This window comes from Chryseobacterium sp. 1B4, assembly GCF_036631475.1.
GTDB lineage: Bacteria > Bacteroidota > Bacteroidia > Flavobacteriales > Weeksellaceae > Chryseobacterium.
The window spans coordinates 116,176-130,173 of sequence record NZ_JAPNUF010000008.1; the positions used below are offsets into that span (position 1 = coordinate 116,176).

Consider the following 13,998-nt stretch of genomic DNA (forward strand, 5'->3'; position numbering starts at 1 on the left):
TTTTAAAAATTTAGGTTAACACCAAATACAAAAGACCTCAATGTAGGATAAGCATCCAGCTCTATCCCAGCACGTTTATAAGGATCTCCTTCTACTGTAGGATCTGTAGGATTATATCCTGATAATTCTGAAGAATATCCTGAATACTTCTGAAATACAATTGGATTAATCGCACTCACATAAAGTTTAATAGATCTCATATAATCCGTTACATTTTTAAATGTATACCCTACGGAAATATTATTAATTCTGAAATAATCCCCACTTTCCAAATAGAAATTAGAAGCTACAGGAATATTTGAAGGATTTACAGGGTTTGCTGCATTAGTGTTTGTAGGAGTCCAGAAATCATTCGCTACAGATGCTTCAACATTTTCTCCGCCATTTCTTTGCGCTTTCTTACCGTTGTATACTTTAAATCCAAAAGCTCCATAACCGCTCAGTGCAAAATCCCAATTTTTATAAGACATTGAAAAATTAACCCCCAGTGTTGATTTTGGTATATAAGAATCGAAGAAGCGTCTGTCTCCTCCATCCATAATACCATTACCATTCAGGTCTTTAAATTTCAAATCACCTTTCTCATCATAACCATCCGTCTCATACAAATAAAAACTTCCCAAAGCATAACCTATTGCTGAAGCATTAAATAGTTTGGTATCTACTCCGTTGCCTAGGTTTCCTCCCACAATCTGAGAAACCGGTTTTGAGGTATCAATTCTGGCAAGTTTATTTTTATTGTAAGAATAATTAGCGCCTATTGAATAGCTGAAATCTTCACCTATTTTATCTGACCAGTTTAAACTCACCTCAGCCCCCTTATTAACAACGCTTCCCATATGTGAATAATTCACATCAGAAATACCTGTTGCAAGATAAGGTACCACTCCTAGAATAAGGTTATTGGTTTTTCTGTTATAAACATCAAAGCTACCAGATAACCTTTTATCCAAAATTGCAAAATCTAATCCCAAAGAAGTTTCTTCAGTTACTTCCCATCCTAAATCCGGATCATATCCCTGATTTACAGTCACTCCGTTACTTACAGCTGATGTCCCGAATCCGTAATTGTATGTTGCTCCGGATGAAAGTGGTAAATAATTTAACGGTACTTTTTGGTTACCTAATTTACCCCAACCTCCTCTCAATTTTAGAAGATCAAAGAACCCATCCTGCATAAAACTTTCTTCAGAGATGATCCACCCAGCTCCAAATGATGGAAATGTCCCCCATCTGTGTCCCTCAGCAAACTGAGATGATCCATCTCTTCTGATTGTTCCGCTTAATAAATAACGGTTCATAAATTTATACTGAAGTCTTCCGAAATAAGAAATTGTAGTGTTTCTGTTCCCTTTTATAGATTCAATAGCTTTGGTTGTATTATCACTAAATAAATTACCATAGTAATCTACACCATCCAGATTCCAGTAGTCTTGTGAAACAGGCACATTCTTTCTATTGATTACTAAAGTTTCAAGACCGTTTGCTACTGAAGCTTCTGTTCCAGCTACAATTTCAATATCATGGTTTCCTACTTTCTTGGTATATGTTAAATAGTTATTAAGTACCCAATTATAATAGTTTTGATTTTTATTGGTTAATCTTGTCAGAGGAAGAGAAGCATCATAGCCGCTTTCAACCCTTGCAGGATCACTATCTAACCAGAATGCTTTGGAGTTTACAAAGTTGTAGTATTTATAATTGTTGTATTCACCGCTAAACTGAGAGGTAAACTTTAAATCTTTATAAATATCAATGTCTAGTTTTAAGCCACCCTGTAATAAAAAGTTCTTACCTTTTTGATTATCGTAAGCAAGCTGCATAACAGGATTTCCAACATTATTAAAACGTCCTCCCACATAACTGATATTGCCATTGGCATCATAAATAGGTTGCCCATACTTTCCATTCGGATAATATACAGGAACTAACGGCGATTGCTTATATGCATTGGTAAAAGCACCGTATGATTTAGGTGTATCATTCGTAAAGGTAGCACTTAAGGTTTGAGCTAATCTAATACCTTTTGTAATTCTGAACTCATTATTCGTTCTTACTGTAGTCCTGTTATAATTCGTTCCTTTAAGGATAGATTGCTCATCATAATTGCTTAAACTTAAAAAGTATTTTGCAGCTTCCGAAGACCCGGAAATAGATAAGTTATGTTGGTTGTAAATCCCGGTTCTTGTAATTTCTTTAAACCAGTCTGTATTGTATGGTTGATTAGGATTTAAATATTTACTTGTCTTACCTGCATTATTATAGTTTGCAAATTCAGATCCGTTAGCCATTTTGATGGTTTTTAAAGGACTTCTGAAGCCAACCAAACCGTCATAAGAAACACTTAATTTCCCTCTACCTGACTTTGTTGTAATGATGATTACCCCATTAGCTGCTCTGTTACCATAGATGGCTAATGCTGCAGCATCTTTTAACACATCATAGGTTAGAATATCATTAGAGTTGATATTATTGATGTTATCAGTATACATTCCATCAACTACATATAAGGGAGTTCTTCCACCTAACACTGTACCAAGTCCTCTGATCATTACTGTCGGTGTTGACCCCGGCGCATCAGAAGCAATAACCTGTACTCCGGCTGCTTTACCCTGAATCGCTTGAGATGCATTCAATACTTTGGTTCTGGTTACTTCCTCAGCGCTGATGGAACTGATAGCTGTGGTATTATCCACCTTTTTACGGCTACCATATCCAATCATAACGACTTCGTCAATTTTCTGGACTTTAGCCGAATCTGGTGTAACCTGCGCATTCACGTTCATCCCGAAGTACAGAACAGCAATGAGACATGAATACTTTAAATTACTTTGTTTCATATAGTTTCAATTTTATTCAAATAAATTCAATTTCGTACCTGTCTAAGTGGAGTTATTTAAAATCTCAAAAAAAGACATTAGCCAAAAATATAAAAAATATCCAACAATGTTAAATTATCTTAAACATTTAAAAATTGATCTGTTTTATTAAACAAAAAATGACAAATAGTTAAATTTTATAATTTTATATTTAAAATTACTATCTTTTATTCATCATATCTCTAAAGGATAACTCATCTTTTTTTGACACAATATTCACCAAAATAGGTACTCAATTTAATATTTTGTTAAATAGAGAATAGTAATTACCTTTGGTGCGCTTTTTGACAAAAGCATTTAGAAATAGATAATAAAAAAGATAATGAAAAAATATATCATTGCAGCCGCTCTTATTATCGGGACCGGTGTTGTTATTACCACCAGTGTTCAATCATGCACAACATTGGCCACATCCGATATGGGGCTGTCTATAATTAAAAGAATCCTGCTTAATGGTATTGATAAAGGAATGGGAATCTACAGTAATAAAGAAGCATTTCTGCAGAATAATATGGTAGATAAAGCCCTTCCTAAAGAATTGAGAGACATCAATACCACCCTGGAGAAGATTGCCCCTTCCCTGGTGGCAAAAGAAAGAGATTATATTGCTCAGGCAGCGGCTTATACCGTTACTACTTCAAAACCTATTTTGCAGGATGCTGTAAACAGTCTGAATGCTCAGGATGTAACGAGAATTATGCAGGGAACTACGGCTACTCAGATTCTGAAAGAAAAAACATCCCAGCAGCTTATTGCAGCTATTGCCCCTAAAGTAGATGAAAAACTGAATGAGTATGGAGTTGTAAAAACCATCAATACAGCATTATCAGGAAGTAATTTTCTGGGCAGTCTTTTAGGCGGAAATAATAACACGGTGAATTCAGGAGGATTGAGTAAGCTCGCTTCTGAACAACTGGTAAACGGACTATTCAATATCATCGAAGATTATGAGCACCAGAACTCCAAATCCCTGCTTGGGCCATTTGGAAAATAGGTAAATTTTCGTTATATTTATATTATATTAACAATTGCAGATGGATATATTACAAGGAAATCAACACGCAAGCCCTGAAGATTTTTACAAGTCTTTGAGGGAAAAGCTGGAAGATCATCATGATTTTCCGGAGGATTATTTATTTAAATTTATTATTCCTACAGACCAGGCAAAACTTACTGAAATTTACAGAGTTTTTGATGGAATTAAATTTACACTGGGAAACCGCGAAAGCAAAAATGGAAAATACACAGCCTGCAACATTAATGCATTTGTTTTAGATGCCAATCAGGTTGTGAATATTTATAAAGAAGTAGCAAAAATAGAAGGCGTTATTCTATTGTAAAAACAAGCCGTTTCATAGTAATGAAGCGGTTTTTTATTACCCAAAGCATACAAACAAAATATGATGAATATCCAACTGATCCTGTTTACTGTTATTTTAGGGACATCTGCAACAAGCTGCATCCACAAAAATAACAGCGAAAACAACACAACAAATATTACCAACACTGTGCAACAGCAAAAGATTGAGAAGATTCAATTAGTAGAAAGAACAAGAGGGTTCAGCAGAAGCATTACCGTTACTCCTTTATCAAAAGAGGTCAATATCAACGAAGAGATCTCTAATACCAAAATAGCTCCTGCGGAATGGAAAACGGTTTCCCAATTGGCTGGAATTATTGACTTATCCAGGGTATCAGAACTGAAATCTCCTACTACAGGCAGACATTCTGATCAGGCGATGATAGCATCCATGATCATTACTTCAGATGGAAAAGAATATACTTCTTCGGACTTTGATTCCGGACGCCCTCCAAAAGAATTAGAAGCTTTATATAATGCGGTAAACGGGCCCAAGACGGAGCCCAATAAATAAAAAATCCGCTCTTTAAAAGAGCGGATTTTTCTATTTATTAAATTGATTATTTTTCAATAAAGAACTTTACATTTTCAATAGGTCTTCCCAGCATTGCTACTGAACCTTTTACCAGAATAGGCCTCTGTATCAGAGATGGATTTTCAGAAAGAATCTTTATCCATTCTTCTTCCGAATAATTTTTATCGGCATAGTTTTCAATATAGAGCTTATCTGTTTTACGGATGATATGAAAAACACTTTGATTAAGCTTTTTCAGTACTGTTTTAATTTCAAGCACACTTAAAGGATCTTCAAGAATATTGATGATCTCGAAAGGCACGCCGTTTTCATCAAGATACTCTAATACAGCATTTGACTTTGAACAGTTTCCGTTATGTAAAACTTTAACTACCATGATATAATTATTCAAAAAATAAATTTGACCTAAACAAATTTAAAAAGAATTACGCTGAGTCTCTCTTAATGTACTGATAAAAATATGTTAAAACAACCCGTGCAGTTCTGCCTCAATTTTCTCCAGAATGAATCCGAAATCTTCCGGTTTTTCAACGAAATCAAGATCATCCACCTCAACGATAAGAAGCTTCCCTTCTGTGTAATTGGAAATCCATTTTTCATATTTCTGATTCAGTTTTGAAAGGTATTCAATACTGATAGATGCTTCATATTCACGGCCTCTTTTGTAGATTTTTTTAACCAGGTTGGGAACATCTGACTTTAAATAGATCAAAAGGTCCGGAGCTGACACAAAAGACTTCATCAGATCAAAAACCGATGAATAGTTATTGAAGTCCCTGTCTGAAAGAAGATTCATATCATTCAGGTTTTCAGCAAAAATATGGGCATCTTCATAGATCGTACGGTCCTGAATAATATTTTTCCCGCTTTCTCTGATCTCTTTTACCTGACGGAATCTGCTTCCCAGGAAATACACCTGTAGTGCAAAACTCCACTTGCTCATGTCTGAATAAAAATCTTCCAGATAAGGATTGTGATCTACATCTTCAAATTGTGCATCCCATCCGTAATGCTTCGAAAGCATCGTTGTCAAAGTTGTTTTTCCTGCTCCGATGTTTCCTGTAACTGCAATATGCATAATATTCTTTTTCCTTGTATTTACTGATTAATTGATAAGTTTTTCGATAACCTCAGTCTGAACTTCGGAAGTGTCTTCAATCAATTTCTGTAAGGTATTGTCTGAAGGCTTCTCTGCCGTATTTTCATCTGGCTTTTCTACGGGTTTTTCCGTAGGCTGCTGCTGAGATTCCGGCTGAGCTTCCAGCTGTTTTTGCTGTTTGGCTTTCTTTACTTTTTCAAGGCTGTAAAGATAGAGTTTGTTCCCTTTGATTGCAAAATAAGAGAGTATGTTTTTATCCACAATTTGCGCATCCGGATCTTCGAAAATAGTCATCATTCCTTTTTCAGGAACGTATTGTGAGATGAAATTACCGGCGACAACCATGATGAGATCGTTCTCTCTCCGAAATCGTTTTCCGTTTTCCAAAGGAGCTTCGAAAAGTTTTTCAAACTTAAGGCTGTAAATTCGGATATGTTTTCTCGTTAAAATATAGACCTTATTTTCATAGACCAGCATATCCATCAGATCTTCAAAGCTGATGTCAAAAGGATAAGAATTAATGGTTGTATCATTCCTGAAATTGTACTGTATTAAACGCTTTGTACTGTCATCCAGAAGCCACAGCTGCTGAAGATCTTCGGCATAAGCCATTCTGATGAACCCGAATTTCTGTTTAAAATCCAGTCGTTGAATCTCATTCATATTCTGATCCACAAATTTCATTTCCTGGGCATTTTCAGAAAACAGCGGCACATTCAGCGGGTTTTGTACAGTCTGCACTTTGTATGGAACGGTAAGCATCATTTTTCCGATCTGCTTTCCTAAAGAATCATATTTGGTAAAACTGAAATCTTTGTTTTTATAGATATACAGATTTCCGTAGTCGTCGGCAAGCAGATCCTTTGCTTCCTTTAATTTCAAAGTATCCAAAGGAAGAATATTCTGCGCCGAAGCCGTACAGAAAAGGAAAATCAATATCAGATATAGTAATCTCAAAATTCTTTTTTACTAAAGATAGCGTTCCCTTAGGAACGCTACCAATTTACATACTTTATTTTATTCAAATGAAAATTATTACTAAACTTTCTTATTTAATAACAACTTCGTAAATCTTTGTCCAATTCTTACCGGTCACCAGCATATTATCCCCTTTGAAAGCGATTCCGTTCAGGACATCATCACTTCCTTTGGTGTTCTGTTTTGCAATTTCTGTGAAATCAAAAGTTCCCACCACTTCTCCGTTTGCCGGGTTGATTTTTAAAATAATGGGCTTCTGCCAGACATTCGCATAGATAAAGCCGTTGTGATATTCCAGTTCGTTTAATTGATCATATGCCTGCGAACTTCCGGCCACAGCAATATACTTGATTAGCTTGGACGGATCATTAACATCAAGGAAATATAAAAGTTTACTGCCATCAGAAGCAATAAGGTTTTTCCCATCGTATGTCAACCCCCAGCCTTCACCCAGCACATTTGGATAGGCAAATTCCGAAAGCAGCTTTAAAGAGCTTTTATCATAGATATAGCCTTTTTTACTCTGCCATGTCAGCTGATATACTTTATCCCCCACAATGGTGCTTCCTTCAGAAAAGTCTTCCTGAGCCTGTTTTGTGGAAGCAAGCGGAGTTGTTGTTCCTAACGTGTACTTTAAAATCTGGGAAGATCCGTTCTGCCCGTCACTTTCATAGATGGTATTTCCTTCAATCTGGAATCCCTGTACAAAGTTTTTAGGATCATGAGGATATTCCGCTACAATCTGATAAGAGATATTTTTTTCAGGATTTTTTGCAAATACATTAATGGTTGCATCCTGATTCAGGACTTCGCCTCCTTTTGTTTTAATATTGAACGTTACAGCATTATCACCTAATGTAAAAAATTTAGGATCAATGGTAAGGTTTGTTGTTTCTTTATCTCCAAAGCTGATGGTTACGCTTTCTGCATTTTCTGTTACCTCTTTCGGAAGCTCAAGCTTATCTCCGAAATGGTATCCCTTCGCTTCCATTGAAGTATTATAAGTGTTTAATGTATTAAGAATCTCTTTATCCTTATTACAAGACGCCAATAATAAAATCGCTGCGAAACCCGCTATTATATTTTTTTCATTGAATTTCTAAATATTTCTCCAAAAATAGCAAATTTTATTCCGTATTGCCAATATTATCTGCTGCTTCACCAAATTGTAATATATAACCGTTGTTATCATAGATCGCAAATTCTCTCATTCCCCATTCAAACGTTTCAATCTCATAGCAGATTTTGGCTTTTGTTTTAAGGTCTTCCCAAAGATCATTTACATTATTCACATTGAAATAGAATGAGCCTGAAAAACCGATTGCAGCAGCAGCTTCATGCTGATTGGGCTGAGAAAGCATCAGGTATATTTCATCTTTTTGAAGGGAAGCCCACTGCCAGGCATCATCCCTTCCCATAAGCGTAAAACCGAGGACACGCATATAGAATCCTATGGTTTCATCAATATTTTCCGTCCATAAAACAGGCCTTAGTGCGGTAAACTGTGTCATGATTTCTGCGGTTCAAAAGTATTTCTGTGGATTTTCATATTCAAAGAGACCCATGTTTCCTTATCAATCGTTGCTTCACTTTTAACACCCGGGTCAAAAACAAAGCCTACTTTCCGGTAACATTCAATAGCTCCGGTATTCCAGTCGTAGACGTTGAGTTCTGCTGTCTCCCTATCAAAATGGCTGAAGCCATATCTCAGAAGTTCATACATTACTTTTTTGCCATACCCTTTTCCTCTGTTGTTCTCGTCCCAGATCAAAATCCTTCCCAGCAGAAAAGTCTTCTCTTTTAAAAATATCTGGGCATGCCCGATTGTATTTCCGGCCTGGTCTGTAATGTTAAATAAAGTTCTGTTTTCATCAGACAAATCCTTTTCCAGCTGTTGTACTGTAAGAGGAAAACGGTATACAGGTCCGGCAAACTGAAGAAGCATTCTTTCGTCTTTTATCTTTGAAATCAGTAGTGGAGCATCCTCTATCGTAAAAGGGTGTAATGTGACCATTTTTTATTTTTCTAAATATTCTTTTAAACTCTGTCCCAAAATCGTATTCCAGCCTTCTGTAAAGTTTTGCCTTGAAAAATTTTCTCCTAAATCCCTGAAATTGTCAATATTTTCGTGAGTCAGCTTTACAAGGGTTTGCCCGTCTTCAGGCTGCAGCTCCCAGGTTACCACTGTTTTCTGATCTGAAAAATCAGGATAAGCCCAGGAATGTTTTAATTTATGATTGGGAATGACTTCTAAAATCTCACCCTGATGGTGATACTTATTGGCTCCTCCAGGCTCAAAGAAATTGAATTTCTTACCTGTTTCCAAAACAAAATCCCGGATATCAAAATACCAGGATTTCATTTCATTTTTATCGGTCAATGCTTTCCAGACTTTTTCAACCGGAGCATTTATTTTATACTGAACTGTGATGGGTGTGCTCATATTATAAATTTAATATGTTTAAATGTACACATTTTGTAATATCCAACCACAAAAGCCACAAAAGTTTTTAAAATAATCAAGCTGTTTTAAAGTTTAAGATTCTACTCTTGAGAAGCACCCTTAAGCCTTGAAAATCAATAGATTTTCATTTTGTGATCTCTCCACCATTCGGGCTTATTCCAGTCTATATTCTTTTATGACTTTTGTGGCTTATCTTTAATTACCCATGGGAAAAACCGGTGATCTTGGCTTCATCAAAATCCAGCTGCATTTCAATACTTCTCATCACATGATCATCAAATATTTTTTCTCTTTTCATCCGGTGCAATTCGTTTCTCTGCGCCTGGATGATCTGCCGTAAGACATCTTTATTTTCATTGATTGCCGACACATAATCTCCTGTGGAAGCCATACATTGGGCTTTATCTGCCATCAGCATCATTTCATTTTCCAGCTTATGCTTCTGGTGGCGAACCAAGCTGTTGGTAACCGTTAGCTCAGAAAAGTCATTATCCAGTTTGTGTAATGCTGTTTCTTTCAGTTTACGCATAAGAATAACTTCCTGTTTTTCTTCCGGCAATTCACTTCCGGCATCCTGAATGTTCAACAGCTTCAAGATCGGGCTAAGCAATAATCCCTGTCCTACCAGAGTAATCAATATAATAACAAAAGTTACAAATAGAATAATATTTCTGTGCGGGAATGCTTCTCCGTTTGGCAGGAAAGCTGGAATTGACAAAGCCGCAGCCAGTGAAACCACACCTCTCATTGCAGCAAAACTGATAATGAACGGTTCCCGCCAATCCGGCTTAGGAACTTTTAACCTTAATTCTTTGGAGCAGATTCTTGGAAAATACATCAGTGCATAGCTGTACAGGATTCTTGTTCCGATAATAGCACCTCCAATGACTACACTGTAGAAAATACCTTCAGAAATGGTATATTCTTTCATTCCCTCTACTACAATAGGAAGTTCAAGACCAATCAAAATAAAGATGATGGTATTCATCAGGAATATGAGTACACTCCATACATTCCCGGACTGAATCCTTGAAGTATGGCTTAAATAACAGTGTGAGTTATAAGACATCAATAATCCTCCTGCAACAACAGAAAGCACCCCTGAAAAATGGAAATGCTCTGCACCCACATACATAATGTAAGGTACAATCAGGGTAATAATGGTATCTATATTGGAATTGGTCGGGATAACTTTTAACAAAGCACCAAACAGGAAACCTACCGCCACTCCTACTGCAATTCCACCGATTGCCATCGTAAAGAAATCCTGAACGGCATCCCTCCAGATAAACTGTCCGGAAATAACGGCTGCCAGAGCAAACTTAAATACAATTAAACTGGATGCATCATTGATAAGACTCTCCCCTTCCAGAATATTAGTGATTTTCTTTGGAATTTTCATATGCTTAAGAACCGAAGTGGCAGCAACAGCATCCGGCGGAGAATTCACTCCTCCCAGCAAGAAGCCCATTGCCACGGTAAGTCCGGGAATAATGGAAGACGAAAGGTAAGCGACCACTATTGAGGTTAAAAATACCAACCCGAAAGCCATGGAAAAAATCTGTTTTCTCCACTTATGAAAATCCTGCCATGAGGTAAACCAGGCTGCCTCAAACAAAATAGGCGGCAGGAAAATAAGAAAAACAAGGTCAGGCTCTATTTCAATGCGTGGCATTCCCGGCACAAAGCTTATCAATAATCCTGCAATCACAAGAAAAATAGGGTAAGCTACTTTTAATTTCTGGCCGATCATTACCAATATCATCACAGACAGCAGGACTGCAATGGATATTATAACATAGCTGTGAATCATTTTGAGTTAGTTTTTTTAAGTATTATTTTTATTTTTGGTATCAATATTTATTATTACCAAACCTGATAGGTTTAGATATATCCGAAGTCTGTCATTAATCAATATCTAAGATCATAAAAAGGCCAATCTAAAGCACGATATTATTCTTCGGAGTAATAGCAGGCGGAAGATCAATTCATCCAGCATATCTCTCATATCGATTTCAATGGTACGGCTGATCTGGGTGATGGGAACGTCATTGGGACTTCCTTCAAAGGGATTAACCGAAGCTTCCCCACACTGTCCAGGGTATGAAAACACCATGTCACCAATAAAGAAAACGGAATATTAAACCATAAAGTCCATCCTTCCACCATGGTTCCATCACCCAGTTTATCAAATTCCTTCAATAAACCGAAAGGCACAAAAACAATGAATAAAAGCAAAAGATAAGTGGTGATGGAAGAGAAATTTCTGGGATATGGAAAGTTTTTAATTCTTTCAGCTTTCCCCTGATTATCAGTGAATTTTACCAGTTGTTGGTTGATCTGCGTCCATTGAAAATCATTGACTGCCCCTTTTTCATAAGCTTCTGACAAAGCCTTGCTCTGGCTGGCCATTAATTGTGTAGCCCTGTTCTTTTTGCTCAAAATATACTGAAGCTCGGGCCCAGAAAGGTATTTTTTCAGTTCCTCATCCAGTTTGGAGAGTCTTTCCGGAATATCATATTTCTTAGCATATTCATCAAACTGATCTGTGCCCATGTTTTCCCATGCTCTGGGCTCACGAAGCTGAAATCTCAATGCAGTAAGCCATGCATAATGACGAAAAAACATTTCTTTTACCTTATCCGGATCTTTGGAAAGCAGCGCATCTCTCAGCATATACCCAAAGCTACGGCTGTCATTAATAATGGCTCCATAGATCTGTCTTGCTTCCCAGAGTCTGCTGTAGCTGGCATTGTTTTTAAATCCAACGATAAAGGCAACCGCTGTTCCCATAATGGCAATCGGCTGCCATGGAACGGAAAGAAACTTCCAGCCCAGAAAGTACAGGACTGTAGGGATTGCTGACAACACAATCAGAGCGTAAATACTCCTTCTGGTCCAGATAATGAACTCCCGGGCTCCGAATCTTTTTCCTGAATGCATAAGTGTTTATTTTTGTGTTTAATTTTTTATTTCAAATAATAGTTTTCATCAGGGCATTCAGCAGCAGCTTCATTAGTTTTTAGTAAACGGAATATTATTGTAAAAACCAATCTGAATCTGTCCCCGGTTTCGGTTCTCCTGGATCTGATTCATATACCCTGCTTCAATCCTCATATTTTTGTTGATGACATATCCTAACGCTCCATAAACTCTGTTCCTGTCGAAAACGGGATTGTTGAAATGCAGGAATATTTCGTTATATACTGAAGCATACAGCGTTTTTGGCAGCATTTCCTTTTGAGTAATCGGAATATTGACTCCCAGCATATAACGGAATCTCATCCTGAAATCATCTTCCAGAAAACGTTCTTCCAAACGGTAACGGTGCTGAAGATAGAAACGCCCAAATTTCTGTTTGGTAATATACTGCTGGAAAATCCTGTGCTCAATATTCTCCTTTTTCCCGCCGTTTACATAGGGCCGGCTAAGAATGAAGCCATATCCCAATAAAACATTGTTATTATTTTCTGTAGATCATACCCGATTCCTGTACGGATAAGTAATTGTTCAAGGTCTCCAACAGCATCGAAATTACGGTACTGAATTTCATTATGCCAGTTCAGCTTCTCACTGATCTTATTATTTCCGAAATACATGTACCATGCCCCCAGATCACTCTTTTGAGCAAATGTCAATACGGATCCGAAACCTAATACTGTGAATGCCAGCTTCGTAAAAACCTTTCTCATATTTATCAATTACTATTATCTATCGTTTTTAACAAAATTAATATTTTAAATCAATAATAGCAAACAATATTTAATGCCAGGACAGAAAGAGGCTTTCTTTTGTATCTGATTTATATAAGAAGCAGGTGGGATTTTTGCCAGAATATCACTTACGATACAACTTTTTCAACAGCAGATTTCATCCTTTTGCATTTTTCTGACTTTTACAATGCAAGTTTTTAAAATTTTAGAAACGTAAAAACTCAATGAATCAAAAAATATAAAAGGATGCTGGATTTTAGTGGACTCATTCTATAAATGCTTATTCGAAGCGGTCTTTTAAGTAGTTCATATCTGCAATTTTACTTTCTATGGCATATACCACCAATCCTGCAGTATTTTTTGGCTCCGGTTTTCAACAAAAGACTGTTGCGGTGCCCCTCAACGGTTCTGGAGCTTATAAAAAGCAGGTCTGCAATTTCGGCAGTGTTGTATTGTTTACAGATCAGTTCCAATACTTCTTTTTCTCTTTTGGAAATATGATTGGCATCAAAAATACTGGAAACTTTCTTTTTAGGTTCTGTAAGATTCTGATGTAATGCTTCCATTACTTCATTATTATAAAAAAAACCTTTACTATATACTTCCCGGATTGCAGTAAGTAATTCGGCGGGGCTTGAGTTTTTTTAAGAAAGGAACAAGCTCCCGACTGTATCATATTGACGATAAATGCTTTTGTATTATAGCTGGTTAATGCAATGATTTTGATCTGAGGATATTTGATATGAATTTGTTTGGTAGCCTCTACCCCGTTTATTTCCGGCATATTAAGATCCATCAGAATAATATCCGGCAGTTCCTGAAGGGTTATAAGCGCATCAAGCAGCTCTTTCCCGTTACTGAATTCGCCCACCAGTTCTATGTCTTTTTCCCTTTGTATCAGCAATGAAATCCCCTGACGAAACAGTGCTTCATCGTCTACAATTGTTACACGAATGATATCTTTTTCCAT

At 36.7% G+C, this 13,998-nt stretch carries 15 protein-coding genes and 1 pseudogene; 3 read left to right on the forward strand and 13 right to left on the reverse strand.

Translation table 11 applies throughout. The annotated features are described in order from the left end of the window. Nucleotides 1-2 precede the first annotated feature (2 nt). Nucleotides 3-2,840, reverse strand: a complete 2,838-nt coding sequence (locus OWR28_RS16580) for a SusC/RagA family TonB-linked outer membrane protein (protein WP_332387606.1) — start codon at nt 2,838-2,840, stop codon at nt 3-5. A gap of 361 nt (nt 2,841-3,201) precedes the next feature. On the opposite strand from OWR28_RS16580, the gene OWR28_RS16585 reads away from it, so the two are divergent. Genes OWR28_RS16585 through OWR28_RS16595 form a run of 3 tightly spaced genes read left to right on the forward strand, consistent with a single transcriptional unit; the run spans nt 3,202 to nt 4,753 of the window. Then, complete coding sequence (locus OWR28_RS16585; protein WP_332387607.1) at nt 3,202-3,873, forward strand: DUF4197 family protein; 672 nt, start codon at nt 3,202-3,204, stop codon at nt 3,871-3,873. A 40-nt stretch (nt 3,874-3,913) separates the two neighbouring features. Beyond that, nucleotides 3,914-4,219, forward strand: a complete 306-nt coding sequence (locus tag OWR28_RS16590) for a DUF493 family protein (protein WP_002977955.1) — start codon at nt 3,914-3,916, stop codon at nt 4,217-4,219. A 60-nt stretch (nt 4,220-4,279) separates the two neighbouring features. Further along, the gene (locus OWR28_RS16595) at nt 4,280-4,753 is read left to right on the forward strand and encodes a hypothetical protein (protein WP_332387608.1); all 474 of its coding nucleotides are present in this window, start codon (nt 4,280-4,282) and stop codon (nt 4,751-4,753) included. Between the two features lie 46 nt (nt 4,754-4,799). Here the strand turns inward: OWR28_RS16595 and OWR28_RS16600 are convergent, their stop codons facing one another. The 12 genes and pseudogenes from OWR28_RS16600 to OWR28_RS16655 form a co-directional block, all read right to left on the reverse strand. Next, a complete protein-coding gene (locus tag OWR28_RS16600) occupies nt 4,800-5,150 on the reverse strand; it encodes an ArsC/Spx/MgsR family protein (protein WP_332387609.1) in 351 nt (116 codons plus the stop codon). Between the two features lie 87 nt (nt 5,151-5,237). After that, nucleotides 5,238-5,852: a deoxynucleoside kinase gene (locus OWR28_RS16605; protein WP_002977952.1), complete on the reverse strand. Its 615-nt coding sequence runs from the start codon at nt 5,850-5,852 to the stop codon at nt 5,238-5,240. 27 nt (nt 5,853-5,879) lie between these two features. Continuing rightward, nucleotides 5,880-6,830, reverse strand: a complete 951-nt coding sequence (locus OWR28_RS16610) for a hypothetical protein (RefSeq protein WP_332387610.1) — start codon at nt 6,828-6,830, stop codon at nt 5,880-5,882. A gap of 91 nt (nt 6,831-6,921) precedes the next feature. Beyond that, on the reverse strand, nt 6,922-7,842 hold the full coding sequence (locus OWR28_RS16615; RefSeq protein ID WP_332387611.1) for a glutaminyl-peptide cyclotransferase: 921 nt from the start codon (nt 7,840-7,842) through the stop codon (nt 6,922-6,924). 136 nt (nt 7,843-7,978) lie between these two features. Next, complete coding sequence (locus OWR28_RS16620; RefSeq protein ID WP_332387612.1) at nt 7,979-8,362, reverse strand: VOC family protein; 384 nt, start codon at nt 8,360-8,362, stop codon at nt 7,979-7,981. Further along, nucleotides 8,359-8,865, reverse strand: coding sequence for a GNAT family N-acetyltransferase (locus OWR28_RS16625; protein WP_332387613.1), 507 nt, complete (start codon nt 8,863-8,865; stop codon nt 8,359-8,361). Before OWR28_RS16625 ends, OWR28_RS16620 begins: the two co-directional genes overlap by 4 nt. Nucleotides 8,866-8,868: 3 nt before the next feature. Further along, entirely contained in the window at nt 8,869-9,294 is a 426-nt protein-coding gene (locus tag OWR28_RS16630) for an SRPBCC family protein (protein ID WP_332387614.1), read from the reverse strand. Between the two features lie 220 nt (nt 9,295-9,514). Then, a complete protein-coding gene (locus OWR28_RS16635) occupies nt 9,515-11,128 on the reverse strand; it encodes a Na+/H+ antiporter (RefSeq protein WP_002977946.1) in 1,614 nt (537 codons plus the stop codon). Nucleotides 11,129-11,319: 191 nt separating this feature from the next. Then, nucleotides 11,320-12,258 (reverse strand): bestrophin family ion channel, encoded by a 939-nt coding sequence (locus OWR28_RS16640; RefSeq protein ID WP_332387615.1) that lies wholly within the window; start codon nt 12,256-12,258, stop codon nt 11,320-11,322. Between the two features lie 72 nt (nt 12,259-12,330). Beyond that, nucleotides 12,331-13,007, reverse strand: a pseudogene (locus OWR28_RS16645) (DUF2490 domain-containing protein). A 341-nt stretch (nt 13,008-13,348) separates the two neighbouring features. Further along, nucleotides 13,349-13,594 (reverse strand): helix-turn-helix transcriptional regulator, encoded by a 246-nt coding sequence (locus tag OWR28_RS16650; RefSeq protein WP_332387616.1) that lies wholly within the window; start codon nt 13,592-13,594, stop codon nt 13,349-13,351. Further along, the gene (locus OWR28_RS16655; protein ID WP_332387617.1) at nt 13,594-13,998 is read right to left on the reverse strand and encodes a response regulator transcription factor; all 405 of its coding nucleotides are present in this window, start codon (nt 13,996-13,998) and stop codon (nt 13,594-13,596) included. Before OWR28_RS16655 ends, OWR28_RS16650 begins: the two co-directional genes overlap by 1 nt.